This window comes from Pseudomonas lactucae, from assembly GCF_036688725.1.
GTDB lineage: Bacteria > Pseudomonadota > Gammaproteobacteria > Pseudomonadales > Pseudomonadaceae > Aquipseudomonas > Aquipseudomonas lactucae.
On the sequence record NZ_JAQQPT010000023.1, the window covers coordinates 68,244 to 87,717 of the forward strand.

18 protein-coding genes are annotated in these 19,474 nt (G+C 61.7%); 15 read left to right on the plus strand and 3 right to left on the minus strand.

The genetic code is table 11. From position 1 onward, the window contains the following. The first annotated feature begins 136 nt into the window (after positions 1-136). The 7 genes from gshA (at position 137) to V6M90_RS24135 (ending at position 6,181) form a co-directional block, all read left to right on the plus strand. Positions 137-1,720 (plus strand): glutamate--cysteine ligase, encoded by a 1,584-nt coding sequence (gene gshA / locus V6M90_RS24105; RefSeq protein WP_141064631.1) that lies wholly within the window; start codon positions 137-139, stop codon positions 1,718-1,720. Positions 1,721-1,966: 246 nt separating this feature from the next. Next, entirely contained in the window at positions 1,967-2,944 is a 978-nt protein-coding gene (tauA, locus tag V6M90_RS24110; protein WP_141064632.1) for a taurine ABC transporter substrate-binding protein, read from the plus strand. Between the two features lie 17 nt (positions 2,945-2,961). After that, positions 2,962-3,741: a taurine ABC transporter ATP-binding subunit gene (tauB, locus tag V6M90_RS24115; RefSeq protein ID WP_003171013.1), complete on the plus strand. Its 780-nt coding sequence runs from the start codon at positions 2,962-2,964 to the stop codon at positions 3,739-3,741. Then, positions 3,738-4,574 carry a taurine ABC transporter permease TauC gene (gene tauC, locus V6M90_RS24120; protein WP_003171011.1) on the plus strand — a complete coding sequence of 279 codons (837 nt, stop codon included), beginning with the start codon at positions 3,738-3,740 and terminating at the stop codon, positions 4,572-4,574. Before tauB ends, tauC begins: the two co-directional genes overlap by 4 nt. Before the next feature lie 14 nt (positions 4,575-4,588). Then, positions 4,589-5,425, plus strand: a complete 837-nt coding sequence (gene tauD, locus V6M90_RS24125) for a taurine dioxygenase (protein ID WP_141064633.1) — start codon at positions 4,589-4,591, stop codon at positions 5,423-5,425. 82 nt (positions 5,426-5,507) lie between these two features. Next, positions 5,508-5,753, plus strand: a complete 246-nt coding sequence (locus tag V6M90_RS24130) for a FitA-like ribbon-helix-helix domain-containing protein (RefSeq protein WP_003171009.1) — start codon at positions 5,508-5,510, stop codon at positions 5,751-5,753. Continuing rightward, positions 5,750-6,181 (plus strand): type II toxin-antitoxin system VapC family toxin, encoded by a 432-nt coding sequence (locus V6M90_RS24135; protein ID WP_332847251.1) that lies wholly within the window; start codon positions 5,750-5,752, stop codon positions 6,179-6,181. The genes V6M90_RS24130 and V6M90_RS24135 overlap by 4 nt, the downstream gene beginning before the upstream one ends. Before the next feature lie 81 nt (positions 6,182-6,262). On the opposite strand, the gene mgrA is transcribed toward V6M90_RS24135, so the two are convergent. The 3 genes from mgrA to epsC form a co-directional block, all read right to left on the minus strand. Further along, a complete protein-coding gene (gene mgrA, locus V6M90_RS24140; RefSeq protein ID WP_003171008.1) occupies positions 6,263-7,300 on the minus strand; it encodes an L-glyceraldehyde 3-phosphate reductase in 1,038 nt (345 codons plus the stop codon). A gap of 152 nt (positions 7,301-7,452) precedes the next feature. After that, positions 7,453-9,414 (minus strand): choline transporter BetT, encoded by a 1,962-nt coding sequence (gene betT / locus V6M90_RS24145; protein ID WP_179119871.1) that lies wholly within the window; start codon positions 9,412-9,414, stop codon positions 7,453-7,455. Between the two features lie 353 nt (positions 9,415-9,767). Continuing rightward, a complete protein-coding gene (gene epsC, locus V6M90_RS24150; protein WP_003171006.1) occupies positions 9,768-10,694 on the minus strand; it encodes a serine O-acetyltransferase EpsC in 927 nt (308 codons plus the stop codon). A gap of 167 nt (positions 10,695-10,861) precedes the next feature. On the opposite strand from epsC, the gene V6M90_RS24155 reads away from it, so the two are divergent. The 8 genes from V6M90_RS24155 to V6M90_RS24190 all read left to right on the plus strand — a co-directional run bounded on the left by V6M90_RS24155 (position 10,862) and on the right by V6M90_RS24190 (position 19,466). Continuing rightward, the gene (locus V6M90_RS24155; protein WP_042944026.1) at positions 10,862-11,857 is read left to right on the plus strand and encodes a D-cysteine desulfhydrase; all 996 of its coding nucleotides are present in this window, start codon (positions 10,862-10,864) and stop codon (positions 11,855-11,857) included. 187 nt (positions 11,858-12,044) lie between these two features. After that, entirely contained in the window at positions 12,045-12,839 is a 795-nt protein-coding gene (gene tcyJ / locus V6M90_RS24160) for a cystine ABC transporter substrate-binding protein (RefSeq protein WP_003171004.1), read from the plus strand. Further along, positions 12,839-13,504, plus strand: a complete 666-nt coding sequence (gene tcyL / locus V6M90_RS24165; protein ID WP_003171003.1) for a cystine ABC transporter permease — start codon at positions 12,839-12,841, stop codon at positions 13,502-13,504. The genes tcyJ and tcyL overlap by 1 nt, the downstream gene beginning before the upstream one ends. A 3-nt stretch (positions 13,505-13,507) precedes the next feature. Then, positions 13,508-14,254, plus strand: a complete 747-nt coding sequence (gene tcyN / locus V6M90_RS24170) for an L-cystine ABC transporter ATP-binding protein TcyN (RefSeq protein ID WP_003171002.1) — start codon at positions 13,508-13,510, stop codon at positions 14,252-14,254. 405 nt (positions 14,255-14,659) lie between these two features. Beyond that, on the plus strand, positions 14,660-15,436 hold the full coding sequence (locus tag V6M90_RS24175; protein ID WP_003171001.1) for a hypothetical protein: 777 nt from the start codon (positions 14,660-14,662) through the stop codon (positions 15,434-15,436). Positions 15,437-15,623: 187 nt separating this feature from the next. Then, complete coding sequence (locus tag V6M90_RS24180; RefSeq protein WP_003171000.1) at positions 15,624-16,865, plus strand: SfnB family sulfur acquisition oxidoreductase; 1,242 nt, start codon at positions 15,624-15,626, stop codon at positions 16,863-16,865. A 40-nt stretch (positions 16,866-16,905) separates the two neighbouring features. Further along, positions 16,906-18,099: an SfnB family sulfur acquisition oxidoreductase gene (locus tag V6M90_RS24185; RefSeq protein ID WP_332847252.1), complete on the plus strand. Its 1,194-nt coding sequence runs from the start codon at positions 16,906-16,908 to the stop codon at positions 18,097-18,099. Beyond that, complete coding sequence (locus V6M90_RS24190; protein WP_141064638.1) at positions 18,099-19,466, plus strand: LLM class flavin-dependent oxidoreductase; 1,368 nt, start codon at positions 18,099-18,101, stop codon at positions 19,464-19,466. The genes V6M90_RS24185 and V6M90_RS24190 overlap by 1 nt, the downstream gene beginning before the upstream one ends. The last annotated feature ends 8 nt before the right edge of the window (positions 19,467-19,474 follow it).

Below are 19,474 nucleotides of genomic sequence, written 5' to 3' on the forward strand. Positions count from 1 at the left end.
CATGGAATGAAGTAGGCTTATTAGTAGCGGGTCAAATCGACTCAAAACCAGGCGATCACGCCAGTTTTAACTTCACCCTTGTAGACCGTCCTGCCCACCCCCATATTGGGGCGACTGACGCGTGAAGGAATCCAACTTGAGCGAACTTCTCAACCGCCGCCTGGCCCTGCTCGGCAAGCGCGAACACCTCTCCCTGCTAGAGCACTGCCTGCACGGCATCGAGCGTGAATGCCTGCGCGTCACCGGTGAGGGTCGCCTGGCACAAACGCCGCATCCCGAAGCCCTGGGCGCCGCGTTGACCAACGAATTGATCACCACCGACTACTCCGAATCGCTGCTGGAGTTCATTACCCCGGCCCTGCCCAACCCGGCCGATACCCTGAGCAGCCTGGACAAGATCCACCGTTTTGCCTATTCCAAGCTCGGCAGCGAATACCTGTGGAGCCCGTCGATGCCATGCCCGTTGCCGGCCGAGGAAGATATTCCGATTGCCTACTACGGCACCTCCAATATCGGCCAGCTCAAGTACGTGTACCGCAAGGGCCTGGCCCTGCGATACGGCAAGACCATGCAGTGCATCGCCGGCATCCACTACAACTTTTCCCTGCCGGAAACGCTGTGGCCGTTGCTCAAGGAGACTGAAGGATTTGTCGGCACCGACCGCGATTACCAGTCCAACGCCTATATCGCGCTGATCCGCAATTTCCGCCGCTACAGCTGGCTGCTGATGTACCTGTTCGGTGCCTCACCGGCGCTGGACGCGGGGTTCCTGCGCGGTCGCTCGCACCAGTTGGAAGTCCTCGACGCAGACACCCTGTACCTGCCCTACGCCACCAGCTTGCGTATGAGCGACCTGGGTTATCAAAGCAACGCCCAGGCCGGCCTGACGCCTTGCTACAACGACCTGGCGAGCTACACCGACAGCCTGCGCGAAGCGGTGGCAACGCCCTACGCGCCCTACGTCGAAGTCGGCACGCACAAGGACGGTGAGTGGGTGCAGCTCAACACCAACATCCTGCAGATCGAAAACGAGTACTACTCCAACATCCGCCCCAAGCGCGTGACCTACACCGGCGAACGGCCGATCCAGGCGCTGATGGCCCGCGGCATTCAGTACATCGAAGTGCGCTGCCTGGACATCAACCCGTTCCTGCCGATGGGCATCGACCTGCCGGAGTCGCGTTTCCTCGATGCGTTCCTGCTGTACTGCGCTCTGAATGACAGCCCGCTGTTCGCCAATAACGAATGCGGTAACGCCACGTCCAACTTCCTCAGCGTGGTCAAGGAAGGTCGGCGTCCGGGCCTGGAGTTGCAGCGTGACGGTGCGTCGGTGGACATGAAGGCCTGGGCCACCGAGCTGCTGGAGAAGATCGCACCGTTGGCCGCGCTGCTTGACCAGAGCCATGGCATCGGCGAACACAGCCAGGCGCTGGACGCCCAGTTGGCCAAGGTCCAGGACCCGTCCTTGACCCCGTCGGCCCAGGTGTTGGCGGCGATGGCCGAGCGTAAGGAGAGTTTTGCGCAGTTCTCCCTGCATCAGAGCCAGCTGCACGCCGAGCATTTCCGCAAGGAGCCGCTGGCGGCCGAAGAGCAGGCACGCTTTGAAGAACTGGCGCGCGCGTCGCTGGCGCAGCAGGCGGAGCTGGAGCAAAACGAAGTAGGCGATTTCGATGTGTTTGTCGGGTCGTACCAGGCGAGCATTCTGGCCATCAGCAACTAAGGACCTACACGGTCTCCTATGGGAGGGGGCTTGCTCCCGATAGCAGAGTGTCCGTCACCCAATCAGTGACTGAACCACCTATATCGGGAGCAAGCCCCCCCCCACATTTAATCCTCCATCAGGCTCAAGATTTGCTTCAACCTTTCGCCCATAAGCTAATTCGAAAAAGTTATTTATTTTCGAATTCTTAGATCATTTAGTCTCCTCGCATGCCGACCCTCGGCCGCACGATTGAGGAGCTTCCCCTTGAAACTGTTAACCCCTCTGCGCCTCTTGGCCGCATTGTCCCTGGCCGGTGCCAGCCTGTTTGCCCAGGCAGCGGATGTGACCATCGCTTACCAGACCACCGTAGACCCGGCCAAAGTCGCCCAGGCCGACGGCGCGTACGAAAAAGCCACTGACGCCAAGATCGACTGGCGCAAATTCGACAACGGCGCCGACATCATCGCCGCCATTGCTTCCGGCGATGTGCAGATCGGCTACCTCGGTTCCAGCCCGTTGACCGCCGCCATCACCCGCAAGGTGCCGGTGGAGACGTTCCTCGTCGCCACCCAGATCGGCGGTGCCGAGGCTCTGGTAGCGCGCGACGGTTCGGGGATCAACAGCCCTCAGGACCTGATCGGCAAAAAAATCGCCGTGCCCTTCGTGTCCACCGGACACTACAGCCTGCTGGCCGCATTGAAGCACTGGAACATCGACCCTTCGAAAGTCACCATCCTCAACCTCGCGCCGCCGGCGATCATCGCCGCCTGGAAGCGCGGTGATATCGACGCCACCTACGTGTGGGACCCGGCCCTGGGCGTGGCCAAGGAAAACGGCAAGGTGCTAATCACCTCTGGCGAGCTGGCCAAGTTCGGTGCGCCGACCTTCGACGCGTGGATCGTGCGTAAAGACTTTGCCGAGAAACATCCGGAGATCGTCACGGCCTTCGCCAAGGTCACTCTGGATGCCTACGCCCAATACCGCAAAGACCCACAAACCTGGCTCGCCGACAAAAGCAACGTCGACAAACTGGTGAAGCTCTCCGGCGCCAAGGCCAGTGATATACCGCTGCTGCTGCAAGGCAATGTCTACCCGCTGGCCACTGACCAGGTGACCCTGCTGGGCGCACCCACCACCAAGGCCGTGACCGACACGGCTGCGTTCCTCAAGGAACAAGGCAAAGTCGACGCCGTGCTGCCGGACTACGCCCCTTACGTCAGCGCCAAGTTCATCACTCACTGATTCAGGAGTTCATCGCGATGGCCTTGCTACAACTGGAGCGCATCAGCGCACAGTACCCAGGCGCCCCGGAACCGGTACTGGCGGATATTTCACTCGAACTTGGGCCCCGGCAATTGCTGGTCGCCCTCGGCCCGTCCGGCAGCGGCAAGACCTCGCTATTGAATCTGATTGCCGGTTTTGTCGAACCCTGCGCCGGGCGCATCACCCTCGATGGCGTGCCGGTCAAGGGCCCGAGCGCCGAGCGTGGCGTGGTGTTCCAGGACGACGCATTGCTGCCCTGGCAGGACGTCCTGGCCAACGTCGGTTTCGGCCTGGAACTGGCAGGCGTGCCCAAGGCGCAGCGGGAAGTACGCGCACGGGAAATGCTCGCCCTGGTGGACCTGGCCGGCTTCGACAACCGCCGTGTCTGGCAGCTTTCGGGCGGCCAGAAACAACGTGTCGGCCTGGCCCGCGCCCTGGCGGCCGACCCGCGCGTATTGCTGATGGACGAACCCTTCGGCGCCCTCGATGCGTTCACCCGCGAGCAGATGCAGGAATTGCTACTGCAAGTCTGGCGACGCACGGCCAAGCCGGTATTGCTGATTACCCATGACATCGAAGAGGCCGTGTTCCTCGCCACCGAGCTGATCCTGCTGGCGCCCAACCCCGGCCAGATCGTCGAGCGCCTGCAGCTGGACTTCGGTCAACGCTACGCGGCCGGTGAGTCGGCGCGGGCGATCAAGTCCGACCCGCGCTTTATCGAAACCCGCGAACACGTACTGGGCAAGGTGTTCTCGCAACGGCAGGTGTCCGCATGAGCAGCTATGAACTCCCCGCCACTGCCGTCAAGCCGGCGGCGCGCACAGTCATTCCCGTACGGCGCAGCCTGAGCACACGCTGGATCAGCGTGTTGACCCTGGTCGTGTTATTGGCGATATGGTGGGCCGTGACCGCCACCGGTTTGATCGAACCCCTGTTCCTGCCACCGCCGTCTGCCGTGCTGCAAAAAGGCTGGCTGCTGGCGACCACCGGTTATATGGACTCAACCTTGTGGCAGCACCTCGGCGCGAGCCTCAGCCGGATCGGCCTGGGTTTGGGCTTTGCGGTACTCACCGCGGTACCGGTGGGGATTGCCATCGGCTCCAACCGCATCGCCCGCGGCATTCTCGACCCGTTGATCGAGTTCTACCGGCCGATTCCACCGCTGGCCTATCTGCCATTGATCGTGATCTGGTGCGGCATCGGCGAGCTGTCCAAGGTACTGCTGATTTACCTGGCGATTTTTGCGCCAATCGCCATCGCCACCGCGACCGGCGTGCGCACCGTCGACCCGGCCAAACTGCGTGCGGCGCAATCGCTGGGCGCGAGCCGAGCCCAGTTGATTCGCCACGTGATCCTGCCCAGCGCCCTGCCCGACATCCTCACCGGTGTGCGCATCGGCCTGGGGGTGGGCTGGTCGACACTGGTGGCCGCCGAACTGATCGCCGCCACCAGCGGCCTGGGCTTCATGGTGCAGTCGGCGGCGCAGTTCCTGGTCACCGACGTGGTGGTGCTGGGGATTCTGGTGATCGCCCTGATCGCCTTCGCCATGGAAATGGGCCTGCGCGCCCTGCAGCGTAAACTGGTGCCCTGGCATGGCCAGGCACATTGAGTGATGGACATTAAATGACCCGCCTGACCGTTACGCCATTAAGCACCGCCCTGGGCGCCCAGATCAGTGGCGTCGATATCACCCAGCCGCTCAGTGTCGAACACCGCGATGCCATTGAGCAGGCGTTGCTCAGCCACTCGGTGCTGTTCTTTCGCGACCAAGCCATCACGCCGCAGCAACAGGCGCGATTCGCCGCGAATTTCGGCGACCTGCACATCCACCCGATCTACCCCAACGTGCCGGAACAGCCCGAAGTACTGATCCTCGACACCGCCGTCACCGATGTACGCGACAACGCCGTGTGGCACACCGACGTGACCTTCCTGCCAACCCCGGCGCTCGGCGCGGTGCTCAGCGCCAAGCTGCTGCCGGCGTTCGGCGGCGATACGCTGTGGGCCAGTGGCATTGCGGCGTATGAGGCGTTGTCCGAGCCGTTGAAGCGTTTGCTCGATGGGTTGACGGCTACCCACGACTTCACCAAATCCTTCCCGCTGGAACGCTTCGGCAACACTGCCGAAGACCTGCTGCGTTGGGAAGAAACCCGCAGTAAAAACCCGCCATTGTCACACCCGGTGGTGCGTACGCATCCGGTGAGCGGGCGTAAGTCGCTGTTTGTCAGTGAAGGGTTTACTACCAAAATCAATGAGCTTGAACCGGCGGAAAGTGAAGCGATTCTCAAGCTGCTGTTCGCCCACGCGACGCGCCCGGAATTCACCATCCGCTGGCGCTGGCAGGAGAACGACGTGGCGTTCTGGGATAACCGCGTGACCCAGCATTACGCGGTGGACGATTACCGGCCGCAGCGGCGGGTGATGCATCGGGCGACGATTCTTGGGGATGTACCGTTCTGACGATCCGATAAGCGGGCTCGCGGCACTCGAAAAGAAGCCGCTATGCTATCAATGATTTCATTGAGAGCAGGAGGGCATTCACATGGCGAGCCTTACCATTCGTAATTTAGATGACGGTATCAAAGAGCTTCTGCGCATTGAAGCAGCCCACAATGGGCATTCCATGGAAGAAGAGGCTCGTATTATTTTGCGCAAATCACTCGTGAGCGTCGGTAAAGGCCGGGGGTTGGGCAGTAGGATTCAAGCACGCTTTGCACAGGCGGGAGGGCTGGATGTGGACTTGCCGGCACGTAATTCCCCCATCAGGACGGTGGAGTTCGATGAATGATCGTACTCGACACCAATGTCTTATCTGAATTGATGCGACCCGAGCCGGCAGCAGCGGTGCTTCGTTGGATTGACAGCCATGCCGCCGAAGATTTGTTCACCAGTTCAATTACGATGGCAGAGATTCTTCATGGCATTGAGCGGTTGCCCGACGGGAAGCGTAAGCACAGCCTACATAATCATGCATTAGCAATGTTTGAAGACGACTTTGCCGATCGCATCCTTGCGTTCGATGCTTACGCAGCCGTCCACTACTCAAAGCTAGTGACCGCTCGCGAACAATCTGGAAAGCCCGTTGGACTCGCAGACGCTCAGATAGCCGCAATCTGTCGTGCCCAGAAGGCAAAACTCGCAACAAGGAACGTTAAGGACTTTGAAGGCACAGCGGTGGATATCATCAATCCCTGGACGGCAGCAATGGCTAGTTAACCGCGTGCCGACATAGCTCCCCTGCCAGCAATCAAATGTGGCAGGGACTTCTCCCTCCCACATTGACCCAGTGCTATCAGGTTATTCAGCGGTCGATGGCTTTTCCCACAGGTTAATCCCGCCTTCCTGCGCAAACCGATCGATCTCCGCCAGTTCTTCGGCACTGAAGCTCAGGTTCTTCAACGCCCCGACGTTCTCGATAATCTGCTCCGGCCGACTCGCACCGATCAGCGCGCTGGTCACCCGTGGGTCACGCAGCGTCCACGCCAGCGCCAATTGCGCCAGGCTCTGGCCACGGCGCTGGGCGATTTCGTTCAGCGCGCGCACGTGGGCGATGTTGGTTTCAGACAGGTGCCTGGCCTGCAACGAACCGCCGCCCGGGCGGTTGACCCGTGCGTCGGCCGGCACGCCGTTGAGGTATTTGTCGGTCAACAAACCCTGGGCCAGCGGTGTGAATGCGATCACTCCGGCGCCCAGCTCCTCGGTGGTGTCGAGCAGGTCTTTTTCCACCCAACGGTTGAGCAGGTTGTAGGCCGGTTGGTGGATCAGCAACGGTACTTTCCATTCCTTGAGCAGCGCCGCCATTTCACGGGTTTTTACTCCGGAATACGAAGAGATGCCGATGTACAACGCCTTGCCCTGTTGCACGGCGGTGGCAAGGGCGCTGGCGGTTTCTTCCAGGGGCGTGTCGGCATCAAAACGGTGGGAGTAGAAGATATCCACATAGTCGACGCCCAGACGCTGCAGGCTCTGGTCCAGGCTTGCCAGCACGTATTTGCGTGAGCCGCCGCCCTGGCCGTAAGGCCCCGGCCACATGTCCCAGCCAGCCTTGCTGGAGATGATCAATTCGTCGCGGTAATGCTTGAAGTCTTCGCGCAGCAAACGACCGAAATTGATCTCGGCGCTGCCGTAGGGTGGGCCGTAGTTGTTGGCCAGGTCGAAGTGGTTGATCCCCAGGTCGAACGCGGTGCGCAGCAGGGCGCGCTGGGTGTCGATCGGCGTGCTGTCGCCAAAGTTGTGCCACAGCCCCAGGGACAGTGCTGGCAGCACCAGTCCACTGCGGCCTACGCGGCGATAAGGGATAGATTCATAGCGGTTTTCGGCAGCAATGTACGTCATCGAATCCTCTCTGGGCTTGGGGCAAATAAGGCCTGGGAATAAGGTTATTCCCAGACCTTTTAACCCGCTGAATCGCTTAAGTCTGCCCCTTCCTTTTACAGCAAAGACCTACTTGAGAGGAACGGTACGACGCACATCCATGAGCCATTTGCTCAACGCACCAAGTGCAGGAACTGCAGGTGACGCTCGTACTGGTCGAGGATGTCGTTGATGATCTGCTCCTTGGTGTAGCCCACCAGGTCGTAGTCCTGGCTGCCTTCGCTCAAGTGCACTTCCGCACGATAATAGCGGCGGTTGTTGATCTCTTTGGAGCCCATGCCGCCACGGGCGAACGACGGCGTGAAGTAACCGCGCATCTGCACTTGGTAGATGAACGGATGCTCCTCGCCATGGCCGATTTCCAGGCTGACACTGTCGTTGGACGGGTCCGGCTGGGTGACCACGCTCAGGCCCTTTTCGACGAACACGGCGGTCACTTCTTCAATCGCCGGGCGCACTGTCGATTCGAGGAAACGATACACCTCATCGCGCGACGGGAAGTGCACCGCCTGGCTCAGGCGCTGGCGCCAGCCGCCCTTGCCTTTGCGCGAGGCCGAGATCGGCGCCAGCGAATGCAACTGCGCGATCTGCTTTTGCGATTCAAGGTAGAAGGCTTTATGCAGGCCCCACATCATCAGCAGCAGGATCAACGAGAACGGCAATGAAGTCAGCACCACCGCCGATTTCAGCGAGTCGATACTGCCGGCAAACAGCAAGGCACTGGTGACCAGCGCGGTCATTGCGCCCCAGAACACGCGCAGCCATTTCGGCCCGTCTTCATCGGCGTTGCCGCCCTTGGACGACAAGGTCGACAGCACAACGGTGCCCGAATCCGCCGAGGTGACGAAGAACACAAAGCTGATAAACACCGTCACCGCGATGACGGTTTTGCTCCAGGGGTAGGTTTCCAGCAGCAGGTAGAGGCTCATCGAGGGATCATCGATAGCCGACTGACCGAGCGCCGCCATGCCGTGGTTGAGCACCTGGTCGATGGCGCTGTTGCCGAAGATCGACATCCACGCCAGGGTGAAGCCCAACGGGATCAGGAGTACGCCGAACACGAATTCGCGGATGGTACGACCACGAGAAATCCGCGCGATGAACAGGCCCACGAACGGCGACCATGCGATCCACCAGGCCCAATAGAACACCGTCCAACCGCCCAGCCAGTCGCTGGGTTTGTCGTAGGCGTACACATCGAAACTCTTGGTCGGCAAGGCGCCGAGGTAGTCGCCGATGTTCTGGATCAAGGTGTTGAGCAAATGCTGGGTGGGCCCGGCGAACAACACGAACAGCAGCAGCGCACAGGCCAGCAGCATGTTGATGTCGGACATCACCCGCACGCCCTTGTCGACGCCGGCCACCGCGACCAGGATCGCCGCGCCCATCATCAGGGTGATCAGGCCGACCTGGATCCACTGGGTGTGGGCGATGCCGAACAGATAGTCCAGCCCCGAGTTGAGGTGCAGCACCCCAAAGCCCATGTCGGCACCCAGACCGAACACCGTGGCGATGATGCCGAAGCCATCCACCGCGTAGCCGATGGGGCCGTTGATGCGCTTGCCGATCAGCGGGTACAGCGCCGAGCGCAACGCCAGCGGCAGGTTATGCCGGTAGGCGAAATACGCCAGGGCCATGCCGACAAACGCAAACACGCCCCAGCCGTGCAGGCCCCAGTGCAGGAACAGGACCTGCATGGCCTGGCGCGCGGCGTCGGCGTTGAGTGGCGCGCCCTGGGGCGGTTGCACCAGGTGCGTCAGCGGCTCGGACACACAGAAGAAAAACAGCGTGATGCTGATCCCGGCGGCGAACAGCATGCCGGCCCAGGACAGGTAACTGAATTCGGGCTCGTCGTGGTCGGCACCGAGTTTTATCTTGCCGTAGCCCGATAACGCGGTGACCACCACGAAGACCAGATACAGGGTCATCGCCAGCATGTAGTACCAGCCGACCGTATTGGCCGCCCAGTTTTGCGCGGCCAGCAGCCAGGCGCCGGCCTGTTGCGGGATAGCGATGACGGTGATGCCGAACAGCAGGATGAAGGTAGCGGCAAAGTAGAAGACCGGCGCATTCATGCGCACCAGGCCGCTGGCAGGGGTGGACGATGCACTCATGAACGATGCACCCCGAGGTTGAAGGATGTGGCTGTAAAAAACGGACTCAGCAAAGGTAAGCCTCCTGTTGTGAGCGGGCAGCGAACCACCGGGTTTAACTTGAACGAACGTTCAAGTTAAACATGAATAGGCAGTTTTGGACTAATCGCAGGGCTGAGCGGTAGACAATTCCTACGCTAGCTCAAGGATTGGTATGACGGGCGGGGGAGGACAATCGTTCAGCGATTGCAGGGAGAAATCCGGTAAAAATCTGCAATGCAATCAACTGTGGAAGGGAGGCTTGCCCCCTCCCACAGGGGATTTGTGCAGGATCCTTACTTCTGCGCCCCATCATCATGCTGCAAATTCGCCTGGGTAATATTCGCCTCGGCCGGCACGCTGCGGGTCAGCCACACATTGCCGCCAATGGTCGAGCCCTTGCCGATGGTGATACGCCCCAGGATCGTCGCCCCGGCATAGATCACCACATCATCCTCGACGATCGGATGCCGCGGATGGCCCTTCTGCAACTGCCCGTCCTCATCCGCCGGGAAGCGCTTGGCGCCCAATGTCACGGCCTGGTAAATGCGCACCCGCTCACCGATGATCGCGGTCTCGCCGATCACCACACCGGTCCCGTGGTCGATGAAAAAGCTCGGGCCGATCTGCGCGCCGGGGTGGATATCGATGCCGGTGGCCGAGTGGGCGATTTCCGCGATGATCCGCGCCAGCAGCGGCAAGCCGGCGCGGTACAGGTGATGGGCCAGGCGATGGTGAATCACCGCCAGGATCCCCGGATAGCACAGCAGCACTTCGTCCACGCTGCGCGCAGCCGGGTCGCCGTGGTAGGCGGCCAATACATCGGTATCCAGCAGGCTGCGCAGCGACGGCAAGGCCAGGGCGAAATCCTGGATCAGGCGGATGGCATGAGCGCCGATCCGGCTGTCGTCCTCGCCACCCTGGCGCGCGGCGTAGCGCAGTTCCAGGCGGGCCTGGGCGAGCAAGGCATTGAGCGCCACATCGAGAGTATGGCCCACGTAGAAGTCTTCACTTTCTTCGCGCAAGTCCACCGGCCCCAGGCGCATCGGGAACAGCGCACCGCACAACGCTTCAAGGATCTGCGCCACCGCTTCACGCGACGGCAACTCCCGGCCGCCGTGCTCGCCACTCAAGCGTCCATTGCGCGTTCGCCACTGGTCACGGGCGCCGCGCAGCTGGCTGACGATGGTCTGTAATTGCCAATGACTGGAACGCTCACTCACGGTTTTCACTCCTGACGAAATGCCCATCACTCTACGGTATCCACCCAGGCCGGCCTTAAGAACCAATGGTGTGATGCTCAGAACCATCGGGCATAAGCGATTGACGGTTGCCCGATGAAAAGTGCCTGCCTATAGTCGCTCCATCCCTTCAACAACCGTGCGTAGCCATGATCAAGCAACAGCTCGACCGCTTTAACCGTCTGGAACTGCTGGGCGGCGCCACTGCCCTGGAAAAACTCGAACGGCTGTCGACCTGGCTGGGCCGGGACATTTACGTCAAGCGCGATGACACTACGCCCCTGGCCATGGGCGGCAACAAGCTGCGCAAACTCGAATACCTGGCGGCCGATGCCATCGCCCAGGGCGCCGACACCCTGGTGACCGCCGGCGCCATCCAGTCCAACCACGTACGCCAGACCGCCGCACTGGCGGCCAAGCTTGGCCTGGGCTGCGCCGCCCTGCTGGAAAACCCCACCGACACCGACGACGCCAACTACCTGCACAACGGCAACCGCCTGCTGCTGGAGTTGTTCGACGCCAAGGTGGAGCTGGTGGAAAACCTCGACAACGTCGACGACCAGCTCAACGCTCTCGCCGATCGCCTGCGCAGCAGCGGCAAGAAGCCTTACCTGGTGCCCATCGGTGGCTCCAATGCCCTCGGTGCATTGGGGTATGTGCGCGCGGGCCTGGAGCTGGCCGCGCAGATCGAAGACAGCGGCCTGGAATTCGCTGCGGTGGTCCTGGCCTCCGGCAGCGCCGGCACCCACAGCGGCCTGGCACTGGCGTTGAGCGAAGCGCTGCCGAATCTGCCAGTGGTGGGCATCACCGTGTCGCGCACCGACGAAGCCCAGCGCCCGAAAGTGCAGGGGCTGGCCGAGCGCACGGCCGAGTTGCTGGGTGTGGATATCCCCGAAGCGTTCAAGGTAATCCTGTGGGACGAATACTTCGGCCCGCGCTATGGCGAACCGAACGCCGGCACCTTGGCCGCGATCAAACTGTTGGCCAGCCAGGAAGGCCTGCTGTTGGACCCGGTCTATACGGGCAAGGCCATGGCCGGTCTGCTGGACGGCATCGGGCGTCAACGCTTTGAAGATGGGCCAATCATTTTCCTGCACACCGGTGGGACGCCGGCGTTGTTTGCTTATGACTCGGTTTTCAAGTGAATAAACGCGGGCTGAATGGACCTTCTTATATTCATAAAAAGAATATGAATTAAGATTTATATTATTTTCAAGTCTTAAAAACCGCCTTTATCATCGCGCCGAAGGCGAAGACGCGCTTCGCGCTTTAAGGCAGGATACGCCTACCGCGTCACCTGCTTCGCTCAACATAAAAACACAGGGGCTCCTCATGACTATTTCCGCATTCCGTCGCACATTGCTGGTTGGCACATTGGGTCTGGCGCTCGGCGCCGGGTGGTTGGGCCAGGCGGTTGCCGGTGAGCAACTGGGCAACATCAAGAAGGCCGGCGAGATCAAGATCGGCCTGGAAGGCACCTACCCGCCGTTCAGCTTCGTCGATGAGAGCGGCAAGCTCAGCGGTTTCGAAGTGGAGTTGTCCGAAGCCCTGGCCAAGGAGCTGGGCGTGAAGGTCAAGCTGCAGGCCACACCATGGGACGGCATCCTCGCGGCCCTGGAATCCAAACGTCTGGACGCGGTGGTCAACCAGGTGACCATTTCTGAAGAGCGCAAGAAGAAGTACGACTTTTCCAAGCCTTACACCGTCTCCGGTATCCAGGCACTGGTGCTGAAGAAAAACGTCGATACCATCAAGACCGCCGATGACCTGGCCGGCAAGAAAGTCGGCGTAGGCCTGGGCACCAACTACGAACAATGGCTCAAGGACAACCAACCCAAAGCCATCATCAAGACCTATAACGATGACCCGACCAAGTTCCAGGACCTGAAAGTCGGCCGTATCGACGCCATCCTGATCGACCGCCTGGCCGCTCTGGAATACGCCAAGAAAGCCCCGGACACCGCGGCTGCCGGCGACGCCTTCTCGCGTCAGGAATCCGGTATCGCCCTGCGCAAAGGCGAGCCTGAGCTGCTGGACGCGGTGAACAAGGCCCTCGACAAGCTGCGCGCCGACGGCACTTTGAAAAAGCTCTCCGAGAAGTACTTCAACGCTGACGTCACTCAATAATGGAAGCAAGTTTCCAACTCGCGCTGGACTCCGCGCCCTTTCTGCTCAAGGGCGCGTATTACACGGTGATCCTGAGCCTGGGCGGGATGTTTTTCGGTTTGCTGCTGGGCTTCGGCCTGGCCTTGATGCGCCTGTCGCGCTTCAAGCTGCTGCGCTTGCCCGCCCGCGTCTACGTGTCGTTCTTTCGCGGCACGCCCTTGCTGGTACAGCTGTTTTTGATCTACTACGGCTTGCCGCAAGTGGGCATCGAGCTGGATCCGATCCCGGCGGCCATGATCGGTTTTTCGCTGAACATGGCCGCCTACGCCTGTGAAATCCTGCGGGCCGCCATCGCCTCCATCGAGCGCGGCCAGTGGGAAGCCGCCGCCAGCATCGGCATGACCCGCGCGCAAACCCTGCGCCGGGCCATCCTGCCGCAGGCCATGCGCACTGCCCTGCCACCGTTGGGCAACAGCTTTATTTCGCTGGTCAAGGACACGGCGCTGGCCGCCACCATCCAGGTGCCCGAGCTGTTTCGCCAGGCGCAACTGGTGTCGGCGCGCACCTTCGAAATTTTCACCATGTATCTGTCCGCCGCCCTGATCTACTGGGTGCTGGCGAGCATCCTGGCGTATTTTCAAAATCGTCTGGAAGACCGGGTCAACCGGCATGACCTGGAGCCTTGAAGCATGATCGTGGTTGAAAAGCTGACCAAACAATTCAACGGTCAGGTGGTGCTCAACGGCATCGACCTTGAGGTCAAGGAAGGCGAAGTCGTCGCCATCATCGGCCCCAGCGGTTCCGGCAAGACCACCTTCCTGCGCTGCCTCAACTTCCTCGAAGAACCCACCAGCGGTCGCATCAAGGTGGGCGACATCCAGATTGACGGCAGCAAACCGCTCAACCAGCAGCAAAGCCTGGTGCGGCGCTTGCGCCAGCATGTGGGCTTTGTGTTCCAGAACTTCAACCTGTTCCCACACCGCACCGCGCTGGAAAACGTCATCGAAGGCCCCACCGTGGTCAAGAAGATGCCACGCGAGGCCGCCCTCGCATTGGGTCGCACCCTGCTGGCCAGGGTTGGCCTGGCGGGTAAGGAAAACGCCTACCCACGACGCCTGTCCGGAGGCCAGCAACAGCGCGTGGCGATCGCCCGTGCATTGGCCATGGAGCCAGAGGTGATTCTGTTCGATGAACCCACCTCGGCGCTGGACCCGGAACTGGTCGGCGAAGTGCTGGCGACCATCCGCAGCCTGGCCGAAGAGAACCGCACCATGGTCATCGTCACCCACGAAATGAGCTTTGCCCGGGACGTGGCCAACCGGGTGATCTTCTTCGACAAGGGCGTGATCGTCGAACAGGGCGAAGCCAAGGCGCTGTTTGCCAACCCCAGGGAAGAACGCACCCGGCAGTTTTTGAGCAAATTCCTCGCCCACTGAAGCGCCTCCGAGTAGCAGCTGTCGAGCCCTGCGAGGCTGCGTCGGCGGTGTGTCAGGCACGCCGCAAACGCAGCCTCGCCAGGGCTCGACAGCTGCTACGGATGTCGTGTCGACAGGCATGCTCCCACACAAGCGCGTTCCTACAGGAAGTCCTCATTCCACACTGTAAAACATCCCGCCATCTGCGTCTGAAACGCCCCGGCCCAGTCAGAACCTTCTGAATCTTCTCCAACTCGCCGTTTAGCCCTTGGCCGCCATTGACGCCCCCGCGCCAACGCTCTTATCTAACGCCCAGAGGATTGGATCCTATCCCGGCTACTCACTGAATCGTTCCTTTCAGCCCCTGCGCGCACCCGCGCCGAAGGGCTGGAACGATGGCTGCTGGCTGCATCAAGGAGATTACTTATGACGCGCACTGAAACCCCGGCGATGCTCACCGCACCGACGCTGCCCCAGGCCCTTCGAAACGGCATCAATGCCCTGGCCGCCACCCAGTTGCAAGTCGACATCGCCCCCTACCCCGGCATGGATGAGGGCGACCTGATCGAGCTGTTCTGGAACAACTGCTTTGCTGCCTCGCGCCGAGTGACCGCGGGCAAAGTCGGCACGGCCACCCACCTGCGCGTGCCGGAAAGCTTTGTGCAGGATGGCCAGGCGCGGATTCACTACCAGGTCATGCAGATAGGCTATGGCCCCGCGCGCTCGGCGGTGACCACGGTGCGGGTCAAGACCAACTACCCGGGCGGCCAACCTGCGGCGTTGTGCGGCGATGAGAACCAGAACCTTGCCCCTGTCGGCCTGCCCGAAACCATCCGCCGTTATGGCGTCAACAGTCGCCAGGTGCAGCGGGGTATCCCGCTGACCATCGGCCCGTACCTGAACATGACGCGCGGCGACGCCATCACATTGCGCTGGGGTGACATACGTATGGACTTGCCCAGGATCCAGGCCAAAGCGGTTGGCATGGCGGTGCAGGTCTGGGTGCCTTCGAGCGTGATTGTCGACGCTGGCGACGACTGCCGGCTGGAGGTGACTTACTGCATCCTGGACCGCGTCGGCAACAATTCGCGCTGGGCGCCGGCCCGCATGCTCCGTATTGCCGCGTGCGCGCCAACGCGCCCGGCCCAGGCCGCGGCGGTGTATCAACCCCGCCCTCTCGGCTCCCCCTGCGAACCAGGGTGATCGTCCTTCTATGTATATTCCCAAAAGTTAGTTTATTTAATTATTTAACACGTTTAGGGTATATAAACCGGACCACCGGACATCTCTGATTTTTCTGTTTTTATTTCATTGAATGCGAGGTCGGTATGGTCAGGATTACCCCGGTGCACAACGCCAGGGCATTACGTGCAGCCAAGGAGCGGCGCTGATGTCTAACTTGGCTCTAACACCCCCCCAGAGTGATCTGGATATCGCCCCCCTGCTGTTGCCGGCCACCGTGCTGCGCAACGATGCAGAGGCGCTCGACGCAGCCCATGCGCTGGCCCAGGCCGCACGCCTGCAGGCCGCCAAGCGCGACCAGCAACGCCAGTTGCCGTGGGCGCAGCTTGAACAGTTCACCCGCAGTGGGCTGGGCAGTATTTCCATCCCCCGCGAGTACGGCGGCCCACAGGTTTCGTTCGTGACCCTGGCCGAGGTGTTCGCGATCATCAGCGCGGCAGACCCGGCCCTCGGGCAGATCCCGCAGAACCATTTCGGCATCCTGCACCTGTTGCAGGGCACTGCCACCGAACGCCAGAAAAAGCAGCTGTTCCAGAGCGTGCTCGACGGTTGGCGCATCGGCAACGGCGGCCCGGAGCGCGGCACCAAAAACACCCTGCAGCTCAAGGCGCGCATTACCGCCCAGGGCGATGGTTATGTGGTCAGCGGCCAGAAGTTCTACTCCACCGGCGCCCTGTTTGCCCATTGGGTGGCGATCAAGGCGTTGAACGATGACGGCAAGCAGGTCATGGCCTTTGTGCGCCGTGGCACCCAAGGCCTGCGCATCGTGGATGACTGGTCAGGCTTCGGCCAACGCACCACCGCCAGCGGCACCGTGCTGCTGGACCGAGTGCCGGTGGACGCCGAACTGGTGGTCGACAACTGGCGCATCGGCGAAAGCCCGAACATCCAGGGCGCCGTCTCGCAATTGATCCAGGCCGCCATCGATGCCGGCATCGCCCGTGGTGCGCTGGATGACACCCTCGCCTTCGTGCGCGAACGTTCACGGCCATGGATCGACGCCAAGGTCGAACGCGCCAGCGATGACCTGTATGTGATCGCCGATATCGGCAGGCTGAAGATCGAACTGCACGCCGCCGAAGCGCTGTTGCGCAAGGCCGGCCAGGTGCTGGACCAGGTCAGCGCCGCGCCGATCACCGCGCAGTCCGCGGCCCGTGCATCCATCGCGGTGGCCGAGGCCAAAGTGCTGACCACCGAAGTGTCGTTGCTGGTCAGCGAAAAGCTTTTCGAGCTGGCCGGCAGCCGCGCCACCCTCGCCGAATTCAACCTCGACCGTCACTGGCGCAACGCCCGGGTGCACACGCTGCATGACCCGGTGCGTTGGAAATACCACGCAATCGGCGCCTATCGGTTGAACGGCACGCTGCCGGCTCGCCATTCCTGGATCTGACCGACCAGAACACTTTTCCACGAGATTCTGGAGAACACACATGACTTTCTCTGCAAACGTCGCGGTCATCACCAGCGATGAACACGCCCTCGTTGTCGCCAGCGACCTGACCGAAGACTTGCGTCGCGACAGCGCCCAGCGCGACCGCGAGCGGCGCCTGCCACTGCCCGAGCTGGATGCGTTTTCCCGCTCCGGCCTGTGGGGCATCAGCGTGCCAAAGGCCTTCGGCGGCGCCGGCGTGTCCAGCGTCACCCTGGCCAAGGTCATCGCGCTGATCGCCCAGGCCGACGCGTCGCTGGGGCAGATCCCGCAAAACCATTTCTATGCGCTGGAAGTACTGCGCGTGAACGGCAGCCCGGCGCAGCAACGACGCCTGTACGCCGAAGTACTCGCCGGCCAGCGTTTCGGCAATGCCCTGGCGGAGCTGGGGACCAAGACCGCCCATGATCGCGTCACCACACTGACCCGCGACGGCGACGGATTCCGTATCAGCGGCCGCAAGTTCTACGCCACCGGCGCGCTCTACGCGCAGCGCATCCCCACCTCGGTGGTGGATGAACACGGCGTGCAGCAACTGGCCTTCGTGCCGCGCGACAGCGCAGGCCTGAGCGTGATCGACGACTGGAGCGGCTTCGGCCAGCGCACCACCGGCAGCGGTTCGGTGGTGTTCGATAACGTGTGGGTCGCCGCCCACGACGTGATCCCCTTTCAGAGCGCCTTCGAACGCCCGACCACCGTCGGCCCGCTGGCACAGATCCTCCATGCCGCCATCGACACCGGTATCGCCCGCGCCGCCTTTGAGGATGCGCTGCACTTCGTGCGCACCAAGACCCGTCCGTGGATCGACTCCGGCAGCGACCAGGCCACCGAAGACCCACTGACGCTCAAGAGCTTCGGCCACCTGAGCATCCGCCTGCACGCCGCCGAAGCCTTGCTGGAGCGCGCCGGTGAATTTCTTGACCTGGCCCAAGCCGACAGCAATGCCCAAAGCGTCGCCGCCGCCTCGATTGCCGTGGCCGAAGTCCGCGCCTTGAGCACCGAAATCTCCCTGGCCGCCGGCAGCACCCTGTTCGAACTCGCCGGCAGCCAGGCGACCCTGGCCGAGCATGGCCTGGACCGCCACTGGCGCAATGCGCGCGTGCACACCCTGCATGACCCGGTGCGCTGGAAGTACCACGCCGTGGGCAATTACTACCTCAACGATGAACACCCGCCGCTGCGGGGGACGATCTGATGGCGCAGCCTTTGAAAACCAAAAAAAAGATCCTGCTCAATGCTTTCAACATGAATTGCATCGGGCATATCAACCACGGATTGTGGACCCATCCACGGGACACCTCGACCCGGTACAAAACCATCGAGTACTGGACCGACCTGGCGCAAACCCTGGAGCGCGGGCTGTTCGACGGTTTGTTCATCGCCGACATCGTCGGCGTGTACGACGTCTATCAGAACTCCATCGACGTGCCGCTCAAGGAGTCGATCCAACTGCCGGTCAACGATCCGTTGCTGCTGGTTTCAGCGATGGCCGCCGTGACCAAAAACCTCGGTTTCGGCCTCACCGCCAACCTCACCTATGAGCCGCCGTACCTGTTCGCCCGGCGCATGTCCACGCTGGATCACCTGAGCCGTGGCCGGGTGGGCTGGAACATCGTCACCGGCTACCTCGACAGCGCCGCCAAGGCCATGGGCCTCACCGAACAGGTCGAACATGATCGGCGCTACGACCAGGCCGATGAGTACCTGGAGGTGCTGTACAAGCTCTGGGAAGGCAGCTGGGAAGACGACGCCGTCATCAACGACCCGACGCAACGGGTCTACGCGCAACCAGGCAAGGTGCACAAGGTGCAGCACCACGGCGAGTTCTACCAGGTGCAGGGTTATCACCTGTGCGAACCCTCGCCGCAGCGTACGCCGGTGCTGTTCCAGGCCGGCAGTTCGGACCGCGGTTTGCTGTTCGCCGGGCGACATGCCGAGTGCGTGTTCATCAGCGGGCAGAACAAGGCCGCTACCAAGGTACAAGTGGACAAAGTACGCGCCAGCGCGGTCGAGGCCGGGCGCAACCCGGACGACATCAAGCTGTTCATGGGCCTTAACGTGATCGTCGCCGCCACCGAGGAACTGGCCTGGGCCAAGCACGCCGAGTACTTGAGCTACGCCAGCGCAGAGGCCGGCGTGGCGCATTTCTCGGCGTCCACCGCGATTGATTTTGCCCAGTACGCGCTGGACGAACCGATCCAGTACGTCAAGAGCAACGCCATCCAGTCGGCCACCAAGAACCTGCAGAACAATGACTGGACCCGGCGCAAATTGCTCGAACAGCACGTCCTGGGCGGGCGCTATATCACCCTGGTGGGTTCGCCCGAGCAGGTGGCCGATGAGCTGGAGTCCTGGATCAGCGAGACCGGCCTGGATGGCTTCAACCTGACGCGCATCGTGACGCCGGAAAGCTATGTGGATTTTATCGATCTGGTGGTGCCGCAGTTGCAGAAGCGGGGGTCGTACAAGACCGAATATGCGTCCGGAACGCTGCGCGAAAAAGTCTTTCATGGCACGGCGCGATTACCCGAACAACACACCGGCTCAACTTACCGACGCTGATCAGAAAC

Bases quoted from the DNA above. Each gene is read 5' to 3' on its own strand.
- tauB (WP_003171013.1), top strand. From the start codon at position 2,962: ATGGCCTTGCTACAACTGGAGCGCATCAGCGCACAGTACCCAGGCGCC.
- tauC (WP_003171011.1), top strand. From the start codon at position 3,738: ATGAGCAGCTATGAACTCCCCGCCACTGCCGTCAAGCCGGCGGCGCGC.
- tauD (WP_141064633.1), top strand. From the start codon at position 4,589: ATGACCCGCCTGACCGTTACGCCATTAAGCACCGCCCTGGGCGCCCAG.
- V6M90_RS24130 (WP_003171009.1), top strand. From the start codon at position 5,508: ATGGCGAGCCTTACCATTCGTAATTTAGATGACGGTATCAAAGAGCTT.
- V6M90_RS24135 (WP_332847251.1), top strand. From the start codon at position 5,750: ATGATCGTACTCGACACCAATGTCTTATCTGAATTGATGCGACCCGAG.
- mgrA (WP_003171008.1), bottom strand. From the start codon at position 7,300: ATGACGTACATTGCTGCCGAAAACCGCTATGAATCTATCCCTTATCGC.
- betT (WP_179119871.1), bottom strand. From the start codon at position 9,414: ATGAATGCGCCGGTCTTCTACTTTGCCGCTACCTTCATCCTGCTGTTC.
- V6M90_RS24155 (WP_042944026.1), top strand. From the start codon at position 10,862: ATGATCAAGCAACAGCTCGACCGCTTTAACCGTCTGGAACTGCTGGGC.
- tcyJ (WP_003171004.1), top strand. From the start codon at position 12,045: ATGACTATTTCCGCATTCCGTCGCACATTGCTGGTTGGCACATTGGGT.
- tcyL (WP_003171003.1), top strand. From the start codon at position 12,839: ATGGAAGCAAGTTTCCAACTCGCGCTGGACTCCGCGCCCTTTCTGCTC.
- tcyN (WP_003171002.1), top strand. From the start codon at position 13,508: ATGATCGTGGTTGAAAAGCTGACCAAACAATTCAACGGTCAGGTGGTG.
- V6M90_RS24175 (WP_003171001.1), top strand. From the start codon at position 14,660: ATGACGCGCACTGAAACCCCGGCGATGCTCACCGCACCGACGCTGCCC.
- V6M90_RS24180 (WP_003171000.1), top strand. From the start codon at position 15,624: ATGTCTAACTTGGCTCTAACACCCCCCCAGAGTGATCTGGATATCGCC.
- V6M90_RS24185 (WP_332847252.1), top strand. From the start codon at position 16,906: ATGACTTTCTCTGCAAACGTCGCGGTCATCACCAGCGATGAACACGCC.
- V6M90_RS24190 (WP_141064638.1), top strand. From the start codon at position 18,099: ATGGCGCAGCCTTTGAAAACCAAAAAAAAGATCCTGCTCAATGCTTTC.